17 protein-coding genes and 1 tRNA gene are annotated in these 21232 nt (G+C 62.5%); 13 read left to right on the forward strand and 5 right to left on the reverse strand.

Annotation, left to right across the window (positions count from 1 at the left end; genetic code table 11):
* Positions 1-916: adenylosuccinate synthetase (locus tag HMPREF1546_RS11630; RefSeq protein WP_021751972.1), on the reverse strand; the 916-nt coding region annotated here is incomplete at its 3' end.
* A gap of 173 nt (positions 917-1089) precedes the next feature.
* On the reverse strand, positions 1090-1857 hold the full coding sequence (locus tag HMPREF1546_RS11635) for a class I SAM-dependent methyltransferase (protein WP_021750976.1): 768 nt from the start codon (positions 1855-1857) through the stop codon (positions 1090-1092).
* A 167-nt stretch (positions 1858-2024) separates the two neighbouring features.
* Here HMPREF1546_RS11635 and HMPREF1546_RS11640 point away from each other — a divergent pair, with 167 nt between their 5' ends.
* The 4 genes from HMPREF1546_RS11640 (at position 2025) to HMPREF1546_RS11655 (ending at position 7269) form a co-directional block, all read left to right on the forward strand.
* The gene (locus HMPREF1546_RS11640; protein ID WP_021750977.1) at positions 2025-3509 is read left to right on the forward strand and encodes a DUF1846 domain-containing protein; all 1485 of its coding nucleotides are present in this window, start codon (positions 2025-2027) and stop codon (positions 3507-3509) included.
* Positions 3510-3754: 245 nt separating this feature from the next.
* A complete protein-coding gene (locus tag HMPREF1546_RS11645; RefSeq protein WP_021750978.1) occupies positions 3755-4576 on the forward strand; it encodes an MBL fold metallo-hydrolase in 822 nt (273 codons plus the stop codon).
* 123 nt (positions 4577-4699) lie between these two features.
* Positions 4700-6868, forward strand: a complete 2169-nt coding sequence (locus HMPREF1546_RS11650; RefSeq protein ID WP_021751973.1) for a Tex family protein — start codon at positions 4700-4702, stop codon at positions 6866-6868.
* Between the two features lie 14 nt (positions 6869-6882).
* Complete coding sequence (locus HMPREF1546_RS11655; protein WP_021750980.1) at positions 6883-7269, forward strand: metallopeptidase family protein; 387 nt, start codon at positions 6883-6885, stop codon at positions 7267-7269.
* 57 nt (positions 7270-7326) lie between these two features.
* On the opposite strand, the gene HMPREF1546_RS11660 is transcribed toward HMPREF1546_RS11655, so the two are convergent.
* The gene (locus tag HMPREF1546_RS11660) at positions 7327-8100 is read right to left on the reverse strand and encodes a nucleoside phosphorylase (protein ID WP_036636888.1); all 774 of its coding nucleotides are present in this window, start codon (positions 8098-8100) and stop codon (positions 7327-7329) included.
* Positions 8101-8166: 66 nt separating this feature from the next.
* Entirely contained in the window at positions 8167-8862 is a 696-nt protein-coding gene (locus tag HMPREF1546_RS11665; protein ID WP_021750982.1) for a YoaK family protein, read from the reverse strand.
* Between the two features lie 339 nt (positions 8863-9201).
* Between HMPREF1546_RS11665 and HMPREF1546_RS11670 the strand changes: the two genes are divergently transcribed.
* From HMPREF1546_RS11670 to HMPREF1546_RS11695, 6 genes are all read left to right on the forward strand, one after another.
* Positions 9202-10191, forward strand: coding sequence for a LacI family DNA-binding transcriptional regulator (locus HMPREF1546_RS11670; RefSeq protein ID WP_036628089.1), 990 nt, complete (start codon positions 9202-9204; stop codon positions 10189-10191).
* Between the two features lie 79 nt (positions 10192-10270).
* Complete coding sequence (locus HMPREF1546_RS11675) at positions 10271-11110, forward strand: carbohydrate ABC transporter permease (RefSeq protein WP_021750984.1); 840 nt, start codon at positions 10271-10273, stop codon at positions 11108-11110.
* A gap of 64 nt (positions 11111-11174) precedes the next feature.
* Entirely contained in the window at positions 11175-12434 is a 1260-nt protein-coding gene (locus HMPREF1546_RS11680; protein WP_021750985.1) for an extracellular solute-binding protein, read from the forward strand.
* 125 nt (positions 12435-12559) lie between these two features.
* The gene (locus tag HMPREF1546_RS11685; protein ID WP_021750986.1) at positions 12560-13456 is read left to right on the forward strand and encodes a carbohydrate ABC transporter permease; all 897 of its coding nucleotides are present in this window, start codon (positions 12560-12562) and stop codon (positions 13454-13456) included.
* Between the two features lie 6 nt (positions 13457-13462).
* Complete coding sequence (locus HMPREF1546_RS11690) at positions 13463-14455, forward strand: ComEC/Rec2 family competence protein (RefSeq protein ID WP_021750987.1); 993 nt, start codon at positions 13463-13465, stop codon at positions 14453-14455.
* A gap of 189 nt (positions 14456-14644) precedes the next feature.
* Positions 14645-15829 carry an ABC transporter ATP-binding protein gene (locus HMPREF1546_RS11695; protein WP_021750988.1) on the forward strand — a complete coding sequence of 395 codons (1185 nt, stop codon included), beginning with the start codon at positions 14645-14647 and terminating at the stop codon, positions 15827-15829.
* Positions 15830-16441: 612 nt separating this feature from the next.
* Here HMPREF1546_RS11695 and HMPREF1546_RS11700 read toward each other — a convergent pair.
* A tRNA-Leu gene (locus HMPREF1546_RS11700) sits at positions 16442-16524 on the reverse strand.
* A 116-nt stretch (positions 16525-16640) separates the two neighbouring features.
* Here HMPREF1546_RS11700 and HMPREF1546_RS11705 point away from each other — a divergent pair.
* The 3 genes from HMPREF1546_RS11705 (at position 16641) to HMPREF1546_RS11715 (ending at position 21231) form a co-directional block, all read left to right on the forward strand.
* The gene (locus HMPREF1546_RS11705) at positions 16641-17489 is read left to right on the forward strand and encodes a pyridoxamine kinase (RefSeq protein ID WP_036631223.1); all 849 of its coding nucleotides are present in this window, start codon (positions 16641-16643) and stop codon (positions 17487-17489) included.
* Positions 17486-18670: an MFS transporter gene (locus tag HMPREF1546_RS11710; RefSeq protein WP_021750991.1), complete on the forward strand. Its 1185-nt coding sequence runs from the start codon at positions 17486-17488 to the stop codon at positions 18668-18670. The genes HMPREF1546_RS11705 and HMPREF1546_RS11710 overlap by 4 nt, the downstream gene beginning before the upstream one ends.
* A gap of 485 nt (positions 18671-19155) precedes the next feature.
* Complete coding sequence (locus HMPREF1546_RS11715) at positions 19156-21231, forward strand: serine hydrolase (RefSeq protein WP_021750994.1); 2076 nt, start codon at positions 19156-19158, stop codon at positions 21229-21231.
* Position 21232: the final 1 nt, after the last annotated feature.

The following is a 21232-nucleotide window of genomic DNA, read 5'->3' on the forward strand; positions in this document are numbered from 1 at the left end:
GGGGCCGGCCGGTCTTGGCGCCGTACTCACCGCCGGCCTCCCGCAGCTTCTCCGCCTCTTCACCGAACCACTCGCAGGTGAAGGGGCCCTCTCCCACGCAGGAGGAGTATGCCTTCACCACACCGATGATCTTGTCCAGCTTGGCGGTGGGCAGGCCGGAGCCCACAGGGGCATACGCCGCAATGGGGTTGGAGGAGGTGGTGTAGGGGTAGATGCCGTAGTCCAGATCCCGCAGGGAGCCCAGCTGGGCCTCAAACAGGATGTGCTTGCCCTCGGCCTGGGCCTGGCGCAGGAAGGCGCCGGTGTCGCAGATGAAGGGCTTGATCTTCTCGCCAAACTCCGTCACCCATGCCTTCAGGTCATCCATGGTGTAGGGCTTGGCGCCGTAGACCCGCTCCAGCGTCAGGTTCTTCCACTCCAGAATGCCCGCCAGATGGTCCCAGAGCTTTTCCGGGTACAGCAGCTCGCCGGCCATGATGGTCTTCTTCTGGTACTTGTCCGAATAGAACGGGGCGATGCCCTGCTTGGTGGAGCCGTACTTCTTGTCCGCCAGGCGGGCCTCCTCCAGGGAGTCCAGGTCCCGGTGCCAGGGCAGCAGCAGGGACGCCCGGTCGCTGATTTTCAGGTTCTCCGGCGTGATGGCCACGCCCTGGTCCATGACGTCGGACATCTCGGTCCACAGGCTCTCGCAATCCAGAGCCACGCCGTTGCCCAGGATGTTCACCACACCCTTGCGGAAGATGCCGGAGGGCAGCAGGTGCAGGGCAAACTTGCCGAACTCGTTCACCACGGTATGGCCGGCGTTGCCGCCGCCCTGATAGCGGACCACCACGTCGTAGTCCGCGGTCACCAGGTCTACCATGCGGCCCTTGCCCTCGTCTCCCCAGTTGATTCCCACGATGGCACAATTTGACATATCCAAAAACCTCCCGGTTTTGATTTACAGACACTCCGGTCAGGTCGACCTTTTCTCCAAAGATGCCCAACCTTAGTTATTATATCGGCTGATTTTCCATAAGTAAAGCCTGAACTTGTAATAATAAGCATTATTTTTTCTGATAAGGTCGACCTTTCAATTCTGGAAATGCCTCATCCCCGGGGAGCGGCGGGGATCCCCACATAGGCCACAGTCTCGTTGGGCTGAATCAGTTGCCCGCCGGAGGCGAAAGTGTCGAACAGCGCCTCCAGCGCCGCCCGAAATGCTTCGTAATCCGCGTCTCCCTCCCGCAGGGCATAGGAGCTGGAAAAGCACCGCCGGAGGAATCGGTCCCGGTCCAGCGTCAGGGGATTGGGGAACCGCCGCTTTTCATACGCCCCGCCGAAAAAATCCCGGATGCGGGGGTCGTCCTCCCCCATCCCGCCGGTGAATCCGTGAAAGCTCGGACAGTGCTCCCGAAAGACCTGGGCCAAGGCCTGGTTCACCGGTGCAGACCCGCGGACGTTCCAGACGAGAACGGCCCGCCCGCCGGGACGCAGGATCCGGCGGCACTCCCGCGCAAAGGCAGGACCGTCGAACCAGTGGAAGGCCTGGGCCGCTGCGACCATGTCCACGGACCGGTCCGGCAGCCCGGTATCATGGTCCGTTCCATTTAAGGAGGAGAACCGGGAATCGCCGCCCAGAAGCGCCTCCGCCGCCCCCCGCATATCCGGATTCGGCTCCACGCCGCAGACGCGGAAGCCCGCTGCCAGCAGCTGGGCGGAGAGCTTGCCGGTGCCGGATCCGATGTCCGCCGCTGTATAGCGCTCCGGCGGCGCGTACAGCTCTCCCAGCCAGTCCAGGAATTCCTGGGCATAAGAAGGTCTGGCGGCCTGATAGTCCTGGTGCCGGCCATTGAAGCGGTCAAAGGTGTTGCGCATCTGGATCCCCTCCCTGCAAATTCTCCGCTGATTGTACCATGGGAGCTGGACGCCTGCAAGATGCAGGGCGCGGCGGAAAAGCCTTGGTTCTCCACTTCCAAAACGGGACAGGGTGTGGTATACTATCACCGGATTTTGAACAATCAGAGAGAAAAGGGGAAGATCGTATGCCGGCCATCGGTTTTGACAATCAGAAGTACCTCACCACCCAGTCCGAGCAGATCAAAAAGCGCATCGCCCAGTTCGGCGGCAAGCTGTATCTGGAGTTCGGCGGCAAGCTGTTCGACGACTACCACGCCTCCCGGGTGCTGCCGGGATTCGAGCCGGACAGCAAGATCCGGATGCTCCAGCAGCTGCAGGACGACGTGGAGATCCTCATTGCCATTAACGCCGCAGACATCGAGAAAAACAAGGTCCGGGGGGACCTGGGCATCACCTATGACGACGACGTGCTGCGGCTGATCGACATCTTCCGGGGCATGGGCTTCTATGTGGGCGGCGTGGTGATGAGCCGGTACAGCGGCCAGGGGGCGGCGGACGCCTTTTTGAAGCGGTTGACCACCCTGGGCATCCGGTGCTACCGCCACTATCCCATCGCGGGCTACCCCTCCGACGTGCAGCACATTGTCAGCGACGAGGGCCTTGGAAAGAATGAGTATGTGGAGACCACGCACCCGCTGGTGGTGGTGACGGCGCCGGGCCCCGGCAGCGGCAAGATGGCCACCTGCCTCTCCCAGCTCTACCACGACTACAAGCGGGGCATCGCTGCGGGCTACGCCAAGTTCGAGACCTTCCCCATCTGGAACCTGCCCCTCAAGCATCCGGTGAATCTGGCCTACGAGGCGGCCACGGCGGATCTGAACGACGTGAACATGATTGACCCCTTCCATCTGGAGGCCTATGGCAAGACTGCCGTCAACTACAACCGGGATGTGGAGATCTTCCCGGTGCTGAACGCCATCTTTGAGAAGATCCAGGGCACGTCCCCCTACCAGTCCCCCACGGACATGGGAGTGAACATGGTTGGCAACTGCATCTGTGACGACGCGGTGTGCTGCGCCGCCAGCCGCATGGAGATCCTGCGGCGCTACTACACCGCCTGCGTGGAGCGGCTGCGGGGCAAAGCCGGGGACGAGCCGGTGCGGAAGCTGGAGCTGGTGATGCAACAGGCGAGCGTCACACCGGACATCTGCCCGGCGGTGTCCGCTGCCCTGCTGAAGGCGGAGACCACCGGCGGCCCTGCCGGCGCCATGGTGCTGCCAGACGGCCGGGTGGTCACCGGCAAGACCTCCGACACCCTGGGGGCGGCCTCCGCCCTGCTGCTGAACGCGCTGAAGGCCGTGGGCGGCATCGGTGACCAGTTCGAGCTGATCTCCGCCCAGGTGCTGGAGCCGGTGTGCCGGCTGAAGACCCAGTACCTGGGCCACAAGAATCCCCGGCTCCACACGGATGAAGTGCTGATGGCGCTCACCATCTCCGCCCTGACCAACCCCCTGGCGGAGCTGGCTCAGCAGCAGTTGCCCAAGCTCCGGGGCTGCGACGCCCACTTCACGGTGATCCTCAGCGAGGTGGACGAAAACCTTCTGCGCCGCCTGGGCATCAACGTCAGCTGCGAGGCCCGGTACGAGACGAAGAAGCTGTATCACAAATGAAATGACCTGCGCTTTCGGATGAGGTGGACCATGAAGAAACAGAGGATGCTGCCGGCGAAGAATCGCCGGGGCTCTGTGCAAGCAATAGGTGAGACGTTGCACAGAGCATAGCGGATGGACCAGTTTCACCGAAAACTCTCATAGAAACGGGTTCTCAAATTCTGCTCTCAATCAAAATTGAACTGACACTGTGCCGCGGCTCATCTGTAACATTTTCTGATGGAATAGAAAGGAATGTTGTCAGTATGCGAGATGACCGGCCACAGATCACAGCAGAGACCTTTCGGAATATGGAGGATATGTCCTTCTTTACGCACGCACGGATTTTTGACGATCTTCTGATTATTGCGCAGAAAGAGACAAACTGTTTCGTCCTGCGCTCTTCGGAGGGACTGATCGTGCTGGACGCGATCTGGCCCTGCCAGCAGGCGTTTGATGCGATCATTTCTGCGGTTCGGGAGACCGGATGGGACCCCGGCGCGATCCGAAAACTGGTGCTGACCCATGGACATGTGGATCACACCGGCTGCGGACGCTGGCTCCGGGAGGCGTTTCATGCAGAGACATATCTCTCACAACGGGATGACCGATTTTGGGCTGAAGAGCCCATCAAGCGAGACAGGCCGGAGACGTGGAAAGACTATGACATCGACGTCTATGTGGGAGAAGGGGATGTCATTGCTCTGGGAGACAAACGGCTCCTGGTCTATGAGACCCCCGGACACACACCGGGAGGATTGAGTTATATCTTCAATGTAACAGAGAATGGCGTATCCCATCAGGCGGCCCTTTGGGGAGGTTCCGCGCCTCCCATGAGCCGACACGGCACGATCCAATACCTGCGGTCTCTGGAACATTTTATGGAACAGGCGGAACGCCAGAACGTAGAAGTGGCGCTCAGCAATCATACGGCCTTGGACAATGGCCTTGAGCGGATCGCTTACGCGCGGAAGCGGATGCGCTATATGCCGAATATTTACCTGATCGGGCAGAAGGGATTCCGGGCCTATTGCCAGTTATTCAGGACATGGTGTTACGACTCTCTGGAGCAGCTGGATGATCGGTAAGGGCGGAACAGCATACGCATAAGAAACACAACGCGATCTCTGGGGAAGCAGTCCCGTTTCCGGTGTGGAAAGCGGGACTGCTCTTCATCATAAACAGCGATTTATCAGGAAAGGAACAGGAGCATGCAGGATCTCATTCAACAACTGGCATCTGAGCTGGACAAAGACCCCCGCCATGTGGAAAACGTGGTCCGCCTTCTGGACGAGGGCAACACCATTCCCTTCATCGCCCGCTACCGCAAGGAGCTTCACGGCGCCATGGACGACACCGCCCTGCGGAATCTGGAGGAGCGCCTCCAGTACCTGCGGAACCTGGCGGAACGCCGGGAGGCGGTGAAGCGGTCTATCGAGGAACAGGGCAAGCTGACGGAGGAACTCTCCGCCGCCATCGACGCCGCCCGGACGCTGGCGGAGGTGGAGGACCTGTACCGCCCCTACAAGCAGAAGCGCCGCACCCGGGCCACCATTGCCCGGGAAAAGGGCCTGGCGCCTTTGGCGGAACTGCTGTTTGCCCAGGGGCCGGACTGCCCGGACCCGACGGCGGAGGCCGCCCGGTATGTGGATGCCGAAAAGGGCGTGGAGACGGTGGAGGACGCCCTCTCCGGCGCCTCCGACATCATCGCCGAGACCATCAGCGACGACGCCGCCCTCCGCAAGACCCTCCGCACCCTCCTGGAGCGGGAGGGAAAGCTCTGCTCCCAGGCGGCGGTGGAGGAGGACTCTGTCTACCGGCTGTACTACGACTTCTCCCAGGCCCTCTCCCGGCTTCAGGGTCACCAGATCCTGGCCGTCAACCGGGGGGAGAAGGAGGGCTTTCTGAAGGTCCGCGTGGAGCTGGACCGGGACCGGGCCCTCCAGGCCGTCCGGCGGCATGTGATCGTCCCCGGCAGCGCCGCAATGGAATTTATCAAGTCCGCGGCGGAGGACGCATACGACCGCCTGATCTTCCCCGCCCTGGAGCGGGAGGCTCGCTCCGACCTGACGGAACGGGCGGACGAGGGGGCCATCGGCCAGTTCGCCCTGAATCTGAAGCCCCTGCTGATGCAGCCCCCGGTGAAGGGCAGGGTCACCATGGGCCTGGACCCGGGGTACCGAATGGGCTGCAAGGTGGCGGTGGTGGACGGCACGGGCAAAGTGCTGGACACCGCCGTGGTATACCCCACCTACGGCGAGCGGCAGGAGAACGAGGCTATCGCCGCCCTGGCAAAGCTGATCCGAAAGCACGGCGTGGAGCACATCGCCATCGGCAACGGCACAGCCAGCCGGGAGACGGAGCAGATGGCGGTGAAGCTGATCCGGCAGGTGAATGAGGCCGGCGCCCATGTCAGCTACATGATCGTCAGCGAGGCCGGGGCCAGCGTGTACTCCGCCAGCCCCCTGGCGGCGGAGGAGTTCCCCCAGTACGATGTGAACCTCCGCTCCGCCGTGTCCATTGCCCGGCGCCTCCAGGACCCTCTGGCGGAGCTGGTGAAGATCGACCCCAAGGCCATCGGCGTGGGACAGTACCAGCACGACATGCCCCCCAAGCGGCTGGACGAGGCTTTGAACGGTGTGGTGGAGGACTGTGTGAACGCCGTGGGCGTGGACGTGAATACCGCCTCCCCCTCCCTGCTTCAGCGTGTGGCGGGGCTGAACGCGACCACGGCGAAAAATGTGGTGGCCTACCGGGAGGAAAACGGCCCCTTCACTTCCCGGAAGCAGATTTTGAAAGTGCCCAAGCTGGGGCCCAAGGCCTTTGAGCAGTGCGCCGGCTTCCTGCGGGTGCCGGAGAGCCGCTCCGTGCTGGACAACACCGCCGTCCACCCGGAGAGCTACGCCGCGGCGGAGAAATTGCTCTCCCTCACCGGCCACACCCTCACGGACGTGCGGGATGGGAAGCTGGGAGATCTGAACGCCCAGATCAGGACCTACGGCGAGGACCGGGCGGCGGCGGACTGCGGCGTGGGCGTGCCCACATTGCGGGACGTGGCGGCGGAACTGATGAAGCCCGGCCGGGACATCCGGGACGAGCTGCCCAAGCCCATCCTCCGCACCGACGTGCTGGAGATGAAGGACCTGAAGCCCGGCATGGTGCTGATGGGCACGGTGCGGAATGTCATCGACTTCGGCGTGTTCGTGGACATCGGCGTCCACCAGGACGGGCTGGTCCACATCTCCCAGGTGTCCCAGAAGTTTATCAAACACCCCTCGGAGGTGGTGTCTGTGGGAGACATCGTCCAGGTGGTGGTGCTGGAGGTGGACGAGAAGAAAAAGCGCATCGGCCTCAGCATGAAGCAGGTGCCCAAGGCGTGAGGAGGGAAACAGCCATGATCCTGACCATCGACCGGGTGAACGACCTGCTGGACGACATGGCAGACAGTTTCCCGGTGGCGTTGTTCGACGGCCTCAACGGCGGGATCAACCTGCTGGAGGAGGCCAAGCCGGACCCGGAGTTCCCGGAGGGCGAGATGTATATCCTGGGGGAGTACTGCGACGACCTGCTGGGCCAGTATATCAACCTGTACTACGGCTCCTTTGCCGCCCTTGCAGAGCGGGAGGACTGGGGCCAGGAAACATGGGAGGACGAGCTGTACACCACCCTGTCCCATGAGCTGACCCACCACATGGAGGGCCGGGGCGGCCTTCACGCCCTGGATGACCGGGACGCGGAAGAGCTGGAGGAATACCGCCGGGAGTACGGCGGAGAGATGTGATATAAAAGGACCGCCCCGTGCCTGCGGCACGGGGCGGTTTTGATATCCGGAGGGAGATCAGCCCTTGTCCTGCCGGATGATCCGGCGCAGGGCTTCGATGGCGGAGAGGATGGGCTTCTGGATGCTGTCGGTGGGATAGACGTCGGCGCTGTTGCGCTTGGAGACGGACCCGTCGAAATTGGTGGCTGATACCAGGATGGAGGCGGTGCGGATCCCCAGGCTGGAGCCCACAGAGAAGAGGATGGACTCCTCCATGGAGGTGCAGACGGCACCGCCCCGGACATAGCTCTGCCAGCGGCGGATCAGATCATCGGACACCGGCTTCGTCTCCGGCTCCGCCTGCGTGTAAAAGGAGTCCTTGGTGATGCTGACGCCCACCGTGGTGTGAAAGCCCAGAGACACAGAGCTCTCCTCCAGAGCCTTCAGCAGCTGGTAGCTGGGGACGGCAGGGAACTCCATGGGCAGGTAGTGGAGGCTGGTGCCGTCCATGCGGACACTGCCGCTGACCACCACGATGTCCCCGCACTGGACGTCGGCGCAGGTGGAGGCGCAGGTGCCCACCCGAATGAAGGTATCCGCCCCGCACTTATGGAGCTCCTCCACGCAGATGGCGGTGGAGGGCCCCCCGATACCGGTGGAGGTAACGGTGATCCGCTCTCCATCCAGCGTGCCCTCCCAGGTGGTGAACTCCCGCTTCCGGGTCACCATGCGGGGGTTGTCCAGGTGGGCGGCGATCAGCTCGCACCGGTCCGGATCCCCGGGGACGATGGCGTAGCGGCCCGCCTCTCCGGGGGCCAGATTCACATGGAGCATTTTGGCTGTTTCAGACATGGTTCTCATTCTCCTCATCATATCATTATTGGTGTGAAATCCGGATGGAGGCCGTTCCCCGCATCCTCAGCAGTCCGCTTCCGCCTGGATCTCCTGCCGGAACATCAGAAGAAAACTGACGGCCAGCAGCAGACAGCTAGCCCAGATGGCCCCTGTTCCCCAGAGCTGGGAGGCAACGCCGCCGAATCCGGCCCCCAGGGCAAAAATGAGGATGACGGCGAAGTAGCGGCCGGCCTTCCGCAGGGCGGTCCGGTCCCGGGTGTCCCAGTAGGCACAGAAGGCGTCCACCCCGCTGCGGAGATTGCCGATGCACATGGTACTGGCGTATGCGCTGCCGTTGACCTTGCGGAACGCCTGGACCTGCATGGCGCAGGTGAAGGACACCAGCGCGTTGGCCGGCGCATCCCAGGACGATGGGAGGAATCCCACGCCCAGCAGCAGGCCGATCTCAGCCAGCACCACCATCTGCCGCCAGTGGAGCCGGGAAATCTCCTGACAGCGGCGGCGGACCATCTCCGCAGCAAAGACGCCCAGCGCAAAGGCCAGCAGCGGGATCAGATACCGGAGGACGCCGGCCAGATCCCCGGCAAAGGCCCGCTGGCTCATAAGAACGATGTTTCCCGTCTGGGCATTGGCGAAAACCTGTCCCCGGACGCAGTAGGTGTAAGCGTCCTGCAGCCCGCCGGACAGGGTCAGAAAAACCATGGTGGAAAATGCCTCGGACATCTGCCCATGGCGGAGGGCGGACCTGGCTCTGTACATCCCATCAGCTCTTTTCCTGAGAATTCCGTGAACAGTATAATATAGGCGCGGGAAAAAGACAAGCCTGGAGAGAAGCACCTCTCACATTCCCGGAGCAGTATCATCTGTCATAAGTGCTTTTAATGGAAGCGGTTACATTTCTGCCGATCTATACAAGGAATGTTAGAGCTTTTCTACGCCTGTGTAAAATGTACATTAAATACAAAGAATCCCTTGCTTCCACCGCAAAAAAGTGTTAAAGTTGACTTGATCCAGGAAAACACTGGAAGCTTTACAACAAAAAAACTGTTATTTTCCTACGAAAAATATGAAAACGCTTACGCGAAAAGGGGCGTGACCGTGAATCCAACCATCTATGATGTCTCCAGACTGTCCGGAGTTTCCATCGCCACCGTGTCCCGCGCGTTCTCCAATCCGGAGCGGGTCCGGGAGGACACCCGCCGGAAGGTGTTTGAAGCAGCGGAAGTGCTCCACTACTCTCCAAATGCCATCGCCCGGGCCATGGCCCGCCAGCGAACGGACAAGATCGCCTTCCTGATCTGTAAGGAGGGGGCCACGATCCTGGACGAATTCTACGCCGGCATCTGCACCGGGATCATGCGGGAGACGAACCGAAGTGACTTTGAGTTGGTCATTTCCACCGCTGCGGACTGGGACACGGCCTCCAACACCTCCAAAAACAAACAGGTGGAGGGTGTGATCCTGGGCGGCAATGCCCGACCGGATATGATCGCAGAGCTCCAGAACCGGGATCTGGCCGTGGTACTGGTAAACAACCGCATCCAGGGACTGGACATTCCCTGCGTGGTGTCGGACGAATACGGCGGGGTCCGCCAGGCGCTGGAGCACCTGATCGGCCGGGGTCATCGGAACATCGCCATGCTGGCAGGGCGCTTCTCCCCCTATATACTGGGAGAGCGGTACCGGGCCTTTCTGGAAGTCACCCAGGCCCACGGCCTGCCGGCAGACACCCGGCACATCAAGCTGTGCGATCCCACGGTGGAGAGTGCCGCAGAGGCCTGCCTGGAGCTGCTGTCCCGGCAGGACCGGCCCACGGCCATCTTCGGCGGAAACGACGTGATGGCCGCCGGAGCCATGAAGGCCGCCCTCCGCCTGGGCCTGCGGGTGCCGGAGGACCTGGCGGTGACGGGACTAGACGACAGCTCCGCCTGCGGGATGCTGGAGCCGGAGCTCACCTCCGTCCACATCGACTGCCGCCGGATGGGGGAGTTGAGCGTGGCGCGGCTCCAGGCGCTGCTGGCAGGGGAGACGGACGTCCCCCAGGTCACGGTGGTGCCCACAGAGCTGCGGGTGCGCGGCTCCAGTTGACCCGTACTTTGGAAAAATACAGAATGCCGCGGGTGCGCGGCGGGAATTTTGCCATGCGCAAAAACGAGGAGGAGAGGATATGAAAGCGAGAAAAAGAGCCGGGACAGTGGGAAAAGTCCTGGGCTGCGCCCTGCTGTTGGTGATCGCCCTGTTTCCCATCTATTGGCTGGTGGCCATGGCCATCCGCCCCACATCGGAGATGCAGGGGCATATCTCCCTGATCCCGCAGTCCCTCACCATTGAGCATTTTATCAGCCTGTTTGTCAGCAAGGGCTTCGGCCAGGCCGCCATCAACAGCCTGCAGACCACGCTGAGCTCCCTGGTGCTGTCGCTGATCGTGGGAATCTGCGCCGCCTATATCCTGGCCCGGCGGAGATTCCGCTTCGGGCTGAAGCGGCCAATGACCTATTGGGTGCTGCTGGTCCGCGTGCTGCCTCCGGTGGCCTTCACCATCCCCCTGTACACCATGTTCAGCAAGATCGGCCTGTTGAACACCAAGATCCCGGTGACGCTGGCCTGCGTGCTCATCAACGTGCCGCTGATTATCTGGTTCCTCATCAGCTTTTTCCAGGACCTGCCGGAGGAGGTGGAGGAGAGCGCCAAGGTGGACGGCGCCACAGAGTGGCAGCTCTTCCGCAAGATCGTCCTGCCCCTGGTGGCGCCGGGTATCGCCGCGGTAGCCATGCTGTCCTTCATGTACGCCTGGAATGAGTACACCTACACGGTCATCTTTACCCGCAGCCCCAGCAACTACACCGTGCCCCTGGCGCTGTCGGTGCTGAACACGGAGGACAACCTGACCAACTTTGGCCTGGTGGCCGCAGGCGGCGTGGTGTCTGTCATCCCCATCACCCTGTTTGTGATCTTTGCGCAGAACTACTTGATCTCCGGATTGTCAAGCGGTGCTGTCAAAGAGTAACAAAATACATCGCACTTCCGATCCCTGACACAACATCAAGCGGAAAAGAGTAGGAGGAAACGAAATGAAAAAACTGCTTACCCTGGTCCTGGCGCTGGCCATGACGCTGTCTCTGGCGGCCTGCGGCGGCGGTGGAGAGGACACGGCCGATGAAGGCAGCGAGGGCAGCACTTCCGGCGAGCCCACCAAGATGACCCTGATCCTGCGGGGCGGCGCCTACGGCGAGTCCCTGGAGGCCAGCCTGGCCCCCTTTGAAGCGGAGCACAACGTGGACATCGAAGTGATGCTCATGTCCTTCGACGACCTGCACACCGGCATCGCCCTGGATGCCGTCAACGAAGTTGGCACCTACGACCTGTGCATGGTGGACGGCTCCTGGATGGCCGAGTTCACTGAGAACGGCGTACTGGCCAACCTCAGCGAGATGGGATACAGCTTTGACGACGACATCATTCCCGCCACCACCACCATCTGCAAGGTGGGCGAGGACATCTACCTGGCTCCCTACTACGGCAACGTGACGGTCATGATGTACAACAAGCAGCTGCTGGCGGACGCCGGCTACGCCCCCGAGGATATCGACTCCTTCGCGGATCTGATGGACATCGCCCAGAAGACCAAGGCGGCCGACTCCAACAAGAACGGTTTCCTGATCCGCGGCGGCAGCGCCGACAACATCCTGTCCGACTTCCTGCCCCACCTGGTTGTCCACGGCGGCTGGGTCGTGGATGAGAACAACAACCCCACCGTTGACACTCCCGAGTTCAAGGCCGCCATGCAGGAGTACCTGGACCTGTACGCCCTGGGCAGCACCCTGGACAAGGACGACATCGTGGCTTCCGTGACCTCCGGCGAGACCGCCCTGGCCCAGATCTGGCCCGGCTGGTACACCCCCACTGCTGACGGTCCTGCCAACTATACCACCATCCCCACCAAGCTGACCGACGACTCCGCGCCTGTGGACGCCGTGGCCCTGCAGGGCGTGTGGTGCATCGGCATCCCCGACAACGCCCCCCACAAGGACCTGGCCCTGGAGCTGCTGGAGTACGTCATGAGCCCCGAGGTGCAGCTGGCCTCCATTGAGAACAACGGCGTGCCCTGCCGGTACAGCTGCCTGACCGATTCCACCGTGCTGGAGACCTATCCCCACCTGCAGACCGTCTGCGGCGCTCTGGAGACCGGCGTGTACCGCCCTGTGATCGAGGAGTGGACGGAGTTCACCAACATCCTGGGCACAGAGATGGACAACATCATCCAGGGCACCAAGACCATGGACGAGGCGCTGGCCTACGCCCAGGAGCAGCTGGAGCAGCTGATGGCCTGAGCCCAGCCTCTCTAAAGCAGAAATGACACGGCCGGCCGGGACGCCGTCTGGCGCCCCGGCCGTTGTTCCAAAAGCCCCGGAGCCGGGCCCTGGGGCCACACCTCTCGAGTTTGTGAGGCCAATGTATGAAGAGAAACGAGATTGCAAAACTGAATAGCGCCCAGGCGGCCACAAACCGGTTCGGGATCGGAATGCTCACGCCCACCCTGATAGTCCTGCTGGTCATGACGGCCTATCCCCTGATTTTCACATTTGTATACAGCTTTACCGACTACAACTACCTGAAGGGCACGGAGAACGCCTCTTTTGTGCTGTTCGATAACTACGTCTCCCTCTTTAAAAACGGATATTTTCAGCAGGCGGTGTGGAACACCATCAAGTTCACTATCCTGGCGGTGGTACTGGAGATGGCCCTCGGCCTTCTGATCGCAGTATTTGTCAACTCCCTCAAGCGAGGGCAGAAGATTATGCGGACGCTGCTGCTCCTGCCCTATCTGCTGCCCGCCGTCACGGTGGCCCTCAGCTGGCGGATGATGCTCTCCGCCAACTACGGCATCATCAACCAGTTCCTGAAGGGACTGGGCCTGCCGGTGTTCAACTGGTTCATGGACACAAAAACGGCCTTCGGCACGATCCTGCTGATCGACGTGTGGCAGAACGTCCCCTTTGTGTTTCTGCTGCTGTACGCCTCCCTCCAGTCCGTGTCGGAGAACCAGTATGAGGCCGCCCGCATCGACGGCGCCGGCTTCTTCCAGCAGTTCTGGTACATCACCCTGCCCAACATCAAGGGCAGCCTGGCCCTGTGCGCCCTGCTGCGGACCATCGACACCTTCCGCCTGTTCGAGAAGGTGAACGTCCTCACCGGCGGTGGCCCGGCGGGCACCACCACGACCATCACTCAGTTCTTGTATACATACGGTATCAAGTCTCTGGACTTCGGCTTTGGCAGCGCCGGCGCCATCGTGATGACATTGCTGGTGCTGATCCTGTCCAGCTTCTACATCAAGCGGGCCATGGGTTGAGCGCCTATGGAAAAACTGAAGCTGACATTCGTCAACGTGGGCTATGGGGAGGCCGCCCTGCTGGAATGTCCCGACCCGGCCTTCCCCGGCGGCACCTTTGTCATGGTGATCGACGGCGGCAGCGCCGAAGCAGAAGAGTACCGGGACAGCGCCACCGGCCGTATCCCCTTGGACCAGTATCTCTCCCTGCGGGGCGTGGACCACATCGACCTGATGGCAGCCACCCATGTCCATGAGGACCACCTGTGCGGCCTGCTGCCCGCGGCGGAGAAGCTGCCTCCCGCGGCCCTCTGGCAGACGTTGCCCCCGGAGTTTTGCCGCTCCATGCGGACGCTGGACATTCCGGCGGAGGGCCTGACGCCCTCCCGGAGCAAGTTTCTCCGGGCCCTGAACGACTACCGCCGCCTCTGCCTGGGGCAGAGCTGCCCGCGCCACCGGCCTCTGGCCGGAATGGAGCTCCGGCTGTGCCGGGATCTCTTGGTTCGGGTGCTGGGCCCCTCCCGTGCACAGGCGGAGAAGCTGGCGTCCTCGTGCCGGGCACTGTATGAGGAGGCGGACCCGTCCGCTTTCTGGCAGCGCCTGGACCAGCTGGACGCGGCCATGAACAATTACAGCCTGATCCTCCTGCTGGAGTACCGGGGGACCCGGATCCTACTCCCCGGCGACACCAACCACATGGGCTATGGAGGGCTGGCCCCCGCCTCCCTGCAGGCCGACCTCTTCAAGGTGGGCCACCACGGCCAGCGGGACGGTATTTCTGCAGAACAGATCCAGGCCATCGCTCCCCGGGCGGTGGTGTGCTGCGCATCCAGCGACCGCCGCTACAACAGCGCCGATCCGGCCATCCTGCAGATGATGGCGGACAGCGGCGCACGGCTGTACTTTTCCGACTGCCCGCCCGGTCCGGACGGCGCAGTCCCGCCCCCCCATCAGGCCCTGACGTTCACAGTAGGCGCCGGCGGCGCAATGGAGGGCACATACCTGTCCATCCCGGATTGAGTCCCCGGTCAAATACGACATATCCGTCCGCTCCGGCACTCCACATTCTGCCGAGAGCGGGACGAAAAAAGGAGGAGAACCCCGCCTGGCTCGCGGTGCGGCAGTGTGGAGACCTGCCACAGAGGCGGACCGGCCCCGGCCGGCCGTGAGGGAACAGCTGCGGAGGCGCTGTTTCCAGAGCCTGATATCATGGCAGAAGTTATTCTGAAAAACATCAAAAAGGTCTATCCCCACCAGGAACCCGCCAAGAAGAAAAAGGGCTCTGAGGAGAAGAAGACGAACCTCCAGATTACGGATGAGGGCGTGCTGGCAGTGCAGGAGTTCAGCCTGAACATTGCGGACAAGGAGTTCATCGTGCTGGTAGGTCCCTCCGGCTGCGGCAAGTCCACTACCCTGCGGATGGTCGCCGGCCTGGAGGAGATCAGCGGCGGCGAACTGTATATCGACGGCAAGCTGATGAACGATGTGGCACCCAAGGACCGGGATATCGCCATGGTGTTCCAGAACTACGCTCTGTACCCCCACATGACTGTGCGGGAGAACATGGCCTTCCCCCTGAAGCTGAAGAAGTACCCCAAGGAGGAGATCCGCAAGCGGGTGGATCAGGCGGCGGAGGTTCTGGGCATCACGGAGTATCTGGACCGCAAGCCCAAGGCCCTCTCCGGCGGCCAGCGCCAGCGGGTAGCCATTGGCCGGGCCATCGTGCGGGAGCCCAAGGTCCTGCTGATGGACGAGCCGCTCTCCAACCTGGACGCCAAGCTGCGCAACCAGATGCGGGCGGAGATCATCAAGCTGCGCCAGCGGATCGACACCACGTTCATCTACGTGACCCACGACCAGACAGAGGCCATGACACTGGGCGACCGGATCGTCATCATGAAGGACGGCGTCATCCAGCAGATCGGCACGCCCCAGGAGGTGTTCGACCATCCCACGAACCTGTTCGTGGCGGGCTTTATCGGCACGCCCCAGATGAACTTCTTTGATGCGGAGCTGGTGAAGGAAGACGGCCGCTATGCGGTGGTTCTGGAGAACGCCCGGGTGGAACTCTCCGAAGCCAAGCAGGCGAACCTGGCCCGGAAGCAGGTCCAGCCCGGCCCCATCACGCTGGGCGTCCGGCCGGAGCACATCTCCCTGGCCGGGGATGCGTCCCAGGCGGTGCGGGGCACTGTGGACGTGGCGGAGATGATGGGCTCTGCGGTCCATCTCCACGTGGACGCCTGCGGGCGGGACACCATCGTCATCCTCCAGACCATGGATCTCCAGGGGGCGGGGCATCCGATTCCCGCCACCGGCAGCGCCCTGCCGTTCACCTTCGGCGGGAACGTGGCCCATGTCTTCGACCGGGAGACCGGCCGGAATTTGGAGGTCTGATCCGCCGCCCTGCCGTGCCGGATGCACCACGGGCAAACTCTGCTGTAAAAGGAGACGCGCTTTTCAGCGCGTCTCCTTTTTTAGTTTCAATCAGGGCGCGGCCAGCAGCACGGCAGTGGCTGCGGGACCGTGGAAGCACAGAAGGGGACCGGCCGTTTGGAGCCGTTCTCTGGCCGCCGAACGTCAAAAAACGGCGGCCTCTGGATATCGTTCTTTTTGGGCGGGAACGGTTCGGTCAAAATCCACATTTTCAGCACCGCCCTTCCAGTCGGCACGGGCGGCGGGCAGGTGTTTTCCCGGAAAGCGGATGCCTAGCGCAATGCAAATTCATTCACCCGCGTATTTTAGAGCATCGGAGGGCGGAGTCATCCCTCCGGACAGCGAAACCCGTCAAAAGGGACATCCCAAAAAGATGCCCCTTTTGATGGCAGGGCCGGTTGGAGTCGATATTGCCTCGTGAGTAAGATAAAATCGCCGCAAAGCGGCGGACCCAAACCGAAGCCCAGTGAAGTTGGTTCAGTTTGAAATCGAGAAGCAGCAGAACGAGCGCACGATAAGCTCTGCAATGAAATGAAAAAGCTCACCGCAAGCGATATGACGCTTGCGGCGAGCTGGTGCGGGTAACAGGACTTGAACCTGCACGGTTGCCCAATGGAACCTAAATCCATCGTGTCTGCCAATTCCACCATACCCGCAGAGATGATGCCGGGATAGTTGCAGTATATCACATCTCTTCCTCTTGAACAATAGGAAAATCTACGATACAATGAAATGCAGTCTGTTCAAAACCATTGAAAAGAGGAAGCGTACCATGATGACCCCACGCGTTGCTGCCATTCATGACATGTCCGGCTTCGGCCGGTGTTCTCTCACTGTGGCCATTCCTATTCTCTCCGCCATGGGGGTCCAGTGCTGCCCCCTGCCCACGGCATTTCTCTCCACCCATACCGGCGGGTTCGAGGGGTTCACCTTTCTGGACATGACCGACGAAATGTCCAAGGTGGCGGACCACTGGGCCAGCTTGGGCCTGACATTCCAGGCTGTATACAGCGGCTTCCTGGGCAGTGAGCGGCAGATCGGCGTGGTGGAGAACTTTATCTGCCGGTTCCGGGGACCGGACACCGTGGTGGTGGTGGACCCGGTGATGGGGGACTACGGCCGGGTCTACCAGACCTACACCGCCGCCATGTGCAGCGGCATGGCCCGGCTGGCGGAGCTGGCGGACGTCATCACCCCCAACCTGACGGAGGCAGCTCTGCTGCTGGGCCAGCCCTATGAGACGCTGCCCGCCGGCGAGGCGGGCCTCCGGGAGATCACGGAGCGGCTGAGCCTGGGAGGGCGGCGGTCTGTGGTGCTGACGGGCGCCTCTCTGGCCCCCGGCCGGACCGGCGCCGTCTGCTTCGACGCCCGCACCGGGAAGACGGAGGCCGTTCAGACCGCCTATGTGGCCCATGAGTTCCACGGCACCGGGGACGTGTTCTCCAGCGTCCTCACCGGGGCCCTGGTGCGGGGGGAGTCCCTCTCCTCCGCCGCCGGAGAGGCGGCGGCGTTCGTCCGTGCCTGCGCGGAGCGGACCGCGGCGGAAGACCTGCCTATGCGGGAGGGCGTAGATTTTGAACCCCTGCTGGGTCTGCTGATTCCCGGAAAGGAGACCGTATGACCGAATTCCCCTCTCTGCGGCGGCTGAACGTATCCTATACGCTGGTCCACGTGGTCTACTGGGCCATGTTTGCCATCTTCGCAGGCTACCAGACCTCTCTGCTGCTGGGGCGGGGCTTTACCAGCGGGGAGGCGGGGATCTTTGCCTCCATTCGCTGCTTTGCCGGCATTTTGGCTCAGCCGTTGCTGGGAGGCTGGGCGGACCGCCACCCGGAGGTGCCGATCAAACGCCTGCTGAACGCCTGTCTGGTGCTGGCCCTGGGGGTGAATGTGGTATTCTACACCACCCGCCCCGGCTTCTGGGGCACCGCCCTGATCTTCCTGACCCTGGGCATTCTGGAGCTGAACGCCTATCCTCTGCTGGACTCCATGGCGGTACAGTTCATCGCCGCCGGGGTGGACATGTCGTACAGCCTCAGCCGTGGGCTGGGGTCTCTGTCCTATGCCCTGGCCTGCGTTGCGTGCGGCCAGCAGGCGGTGCGCTTCGGAACAGAAAGCCTGCTGCTGACCCACATGGCGCTGCTGGTGCTGATGATCGCGGTGGTGGCCCTGTACCCTGCCTTTCCCAAAGATGCCTTGCAGGCCCAGGGCGGGGGAGAGCGGCCCCACTCCATATTGTACATTCTGAAAAGCAGCCGCCCCTTCACCCTGACGCTGGTGAGCCTGTTCTTCACCCTGGCGGCCATTATGCCCATCGTCAGCTTCATGGTGAACCTCGTCTCAGACCGGGGCGGCGACGAGGGGCACCTGGGTCTGGCACTGTTTCTGATGGGGGCGTCGGAGCTGCCCGCGGCGCTGCTGTTCACGCCGCTGTTCCGCCGCTTCGGCGCGGCGGGGACCCTGCGGATGTCCATCTGCTTCATGGCGGTGAAGCCCCTGCTGTTCCTGCTGGCCCCCGGCCTCTCCGGACTCCTGCTGGTGCAGCCCGTCCAGCTGCTGGGGTACGGGCTGTTCACCCCCGCCTCGGTCTACTACGCCAACGCAAACGTCTCCCCGGTGGACCAGGTGAAGGGCCAGTCCATTATGATGATCGCCTCCAACGGCCTGGGGGCCATGTTCGGCAACTTCCTGGCGGGGTACGCCATCGACTGGGGCGGCGCCGACGCCATGCTGGGGATGTGCCTGGTCTTCGGCGTCATCGGCGTGCTGTTCATGCTGGCGGCAGGGCGGAGCAAGACATAAAAAGAGCGGCACGGCGGTTGCCGTGCCGTTTTCTATATGGCGAGAAACTCTGGAAAGCCCTTGATTTTCCATTCTCCATCGGTTAAACTGAATGCGGAAGCATAAATTGCGGCAGGGCATAGCGGGCGGCCACCCGCTATGTCCCTGTGATGAGTGTCATGACCACTCAACACAACAGTCATCTGACTGCACCGTATTTCCCATTATACCGGCGGGGTGCGCTTTTTTCAAGTGCGAACCCGGGGAGTGGGCGTTGTGTTGCGCTTTGATCCAGAAGATCAGGCGGTGTTGAGTCCTGCGCTCAACACCGCCTTTGTGTTTCCGGCAGACACCGGGGACGGGTATCCGTCCCCGGGAACGTCTGTTGGACCGGATCTTTCCGGATTTTTTACTTGACCTTCCCCTGGGGGGAAGGTGTATCCTGGCACTGTCATCTCGCCGGAGCGTCCGGCACAAACGCCCTGTGGGGCGGGAAAGGAACTGTTATGAACGTACTTCACACTCGCTGGAGAGCCCTGGTTCTGGCCCTCCTCCTGGCCGTGAGCCTGGCGGTCCCCGCCGCGGCGGCGGAAACCGAGACCGCCGCGGAGGACCTGCAAACCCTGGCGGACACCGCCGCCTCTTACGCCGCCCAGTACGGCGGCGCGCAAAGCCTGCAATACGCGCTGTGGCAGGATGGGGAGATCGTTCTCACCGGCCAGACCGGCACCTTCTCCCGGTCCGAAAACCGCCTGATGACCGGGGACGAGCTGTACGGCATCGGATCCGTCAGCAAGATCTACACCACCGTGGCGGTGATGCAGCTGGCGGAGGACGGCAAGGTGTCTCTGGACGCCCCGGTGACCCGGTATCTGCCGGACTTCAAAATGGCGGACGAGCGTTACAAGGACATCACCGTTCGGATGCTGCTGAACCACTCCTCCGGCATCCTGGGCACCGGCCTCTCTGACGCCATGCTGTTCGGCGAGGCCAGCACACGCGCCCATGACACCCTGCTGGAGAAGCTCTCCACCCAGCGGCTGGCGGCGGACCCCGGCGCCTTCAGCGTCTACTGCAACGACGGCTTCTCCCTGGCGGAGCTGGTGGTGGAGGCCATCACTGACATGGACTTCATGGACTATGTGGACGAACATATCCTGGCCCCTCTGGACCTGGACCGCACCTTTGCTCCCGGCGGGGACTTTGACGCCAACGATTTGGCCCCCATCTACCGGGGCACCGACCCCCGCGCCCTGCCCCAGGATGCCCTGAACGCCATCGGTGCCGGAGGCATCTATGCCACGGCTTCCGATCTGGCGTCCTTCGGCGGCGCCCTGACCGGCACGGAGCTGCTGCGCCAGTCCTCTCTGGACGCCATGGCCTATCCGGAGTACAGCCGGGGCCTGTGGCCCGAAAGCGGAGAGCCGGACTCCCTGGCCTACGGCCTGGGCTGGGACAACATGGAGTGGTATCCCTTCTGCCAAAGCGACATCCAGGCCCTGGTGAAAGGCGGCGACACCCTGTACTACCACGCCGGCCTGGTGGTCCTGCCGGAGTATGACATGGCCGCGGCTGTGGTCAGCTCCGGCGGCGTGTCCACCTATGACCAGCTGGCCGCCAATCAGATCCTCATCGCCGCTCTGGCGGAGGAGGGCGTCACCGTGGACCAGACTGTAAAGGCCCTGCCCGCGGCGGAGTCCGCCGCCATGCCCGCGGAACAGCTGGAAAACGCCGGGTACTACGGCTCCACCTCCGCCCAGTATCAGGTGGATATCCAGGCCGACGGCACTTTGACCATGTCCTACCTGAACTATCCCACCTCGATCCCCGCCCAGACCTTCACCTATTGCAGCGACGGCTCCTTCCGGGATTCCACCGAGTTGTCCTACATCTCCTTTGTGAAAGAGCGCAACGGCCAGACCTATCTGTACCAGCAGGCCGTCTCCCCTCTGCCGGGCCTGGGGGCGCTGCCCATCGCCAACTACGCCGCCGTGAAGCTGCCGGAGAACGATCTCTCTCCTGAGGTAGCCGCCGCCTGGGACAGCATCGCCACCTTGGGTATCCTGCCCATGAACGAGCCATACAACTCCCAGACCTTCCTGGCGCTGGCGGACGCCGCCGCGGTCGCGGAGGTGCCGGAAACGATCCCCGGCTATATCGGCGCCGCCCGGATCGTGGACGAGACCACCGCCCGCTCTGAGATCCAGGTGCCCGGCGTGGGCAGCCGGGACGGCGTGGACTACCAGCTGGAGGAGCGGGACGGCGTCCTCTGGATCAATGCCAAGGGCAGCCTCTACATGGATGCGGCCGCAGCGCCCACGCTGTTCACTGGCTCCGGCGCCTCCTACACCACCATTCAGGAGGATGGCTATGCCCGCTGGTACCAGGTCGGCGATGCCGCCGGCAAGACCATGACCGTGCAGGTGCCGGAGAATTCCGGCTTCTGGGTGTATGACGGAAATGGCCAAGTGACTGCCTCCTCCGTCCTGTGGGGCGACACCACCGTCACCTTGCCGGAGGATGGAACGATTGTCTTTGCCGGTGATCCCGGCGCCCGCTTCCACCTGCGCTTCCAGGGATAAC

It is taken from the genome of Oscillibacter sp. KLE 1745, from assembly GCF_000469445.2.
Taxonomy (GTDB): domain Bacteria; phylum Bacillota; class Clostridia; order Oscillospirales; family Oscillospiraceae; genus Oscillibacter; species Oscillibacter welbionis.

Bases quoted from the DNA above. Each gene is read 5' to 3' on its own strand.
- HMPREF1546_RS11675 (WP_021750984.1), top strand. From the start codon at position 10,271: ATGAAAGCGAGAAAAAGAGCCGGGACAGTGGGAAAAGTCCTGGGCTGC.
- HMPREF1546_RS11695 (WP_021750988.1), top strand. From the start codon at position 14,645: ATGGCAGAAGTTATTCTGAAAAACATCAAAAAGGTCTATCCCCACCAG.
- HMPREF1546_RS11715 (WP_021750994.1), top strand. From the start codon at position 19,156: ATGAACGTACTTCACACTCGCTGGAGAGCCCTGGTTCTGGCCCTCCTC.
- HMPREF1546_RS11650 (WP_021751973.1), top strand. From the start codon at position 4,700: ATGCAGGATCTCATTCAACAACTGGCATCTGAGCTGGACAAAGACCCC.
- HMPREF1546_RS11660 (WP_036636888.1), bottom strand. From the start codon at position 8,100: ATGTCTGAAACAGCCAAAATGCTCCATGTGAATCTGGCCCCCGGAGAG.
- HMPREF1546_RS11705 (WP_036631223.1), top strand. From the start codon at position 16,641: ATGATGACCCCACGCGTTGCTGCCATTCATGACATGTCCGGCTTCGGC.
- HMPREF1546_RS11665 (WP_021750982.1), bottom strand. From the start codon at position 8,862: ATGTACAGAGCCAGGTCCGCCCTCCGCCATGGGCAGATGTCCGAGGCA.
- HMPREF1546_RS11690 (WP_021750987.1), top strand. From the start codon at position 13,463: ATGGAAAAACTGAAGCTGACATTCGTCAACGTGGGCTATGGGGAGGCC.
- HMPREF1546_RS11680 (WP_021750985.1), top strand. From the start codon at position 11,175: ATGAAAAAACTGCTTACCCTGGTCCTGGCGCTGGCCATGACGCTGTCT.
- HMPREF1546_RS11635 (WP_021750976.1), bottom strand. From the start codon at position 1,857: ATGCGCAACACCTTTGACCGCTTCAATGGCCGGCACCAGGACTATCAG.
- HMPREF1546_RS11710 (WP_021750991.1), top strand. From the start codon at position 17,486: ATGACCGAATTCCCCTCTCTGCGGCGGCTGAACGTATCCTATACGCTG.
- HMPREF1546_RS11685 (WP_021750986.1), top strand. From the start codon at position 12,560: ATGAAGAGAAACGAGATTGCAAAACTGAATAGCGCCCAGGCGGCCACA.
- HMPREF1546_RS11640 (WP_021750977.1), top strand. From the start codon at position 2,025: ATGCCGGCCATCGGTTTTGACAATCAGAAGTACCTCACCACCCAGTCC.
- HMPREF1546_RS11645 (WP_021750978.1), top strand. From the start codon at position 3,755: ATGCGAGATGACCGGCCACAGATCACAGCAGAGACCTTTCGGAATATG.
- HMPREF1546_RS11655 (WP_021750980.1), top strand. From the start codon at position 6,883: ATGATCCTGACCATCGACCGGGTGAACGACCTGCTGGACGACATGGCA.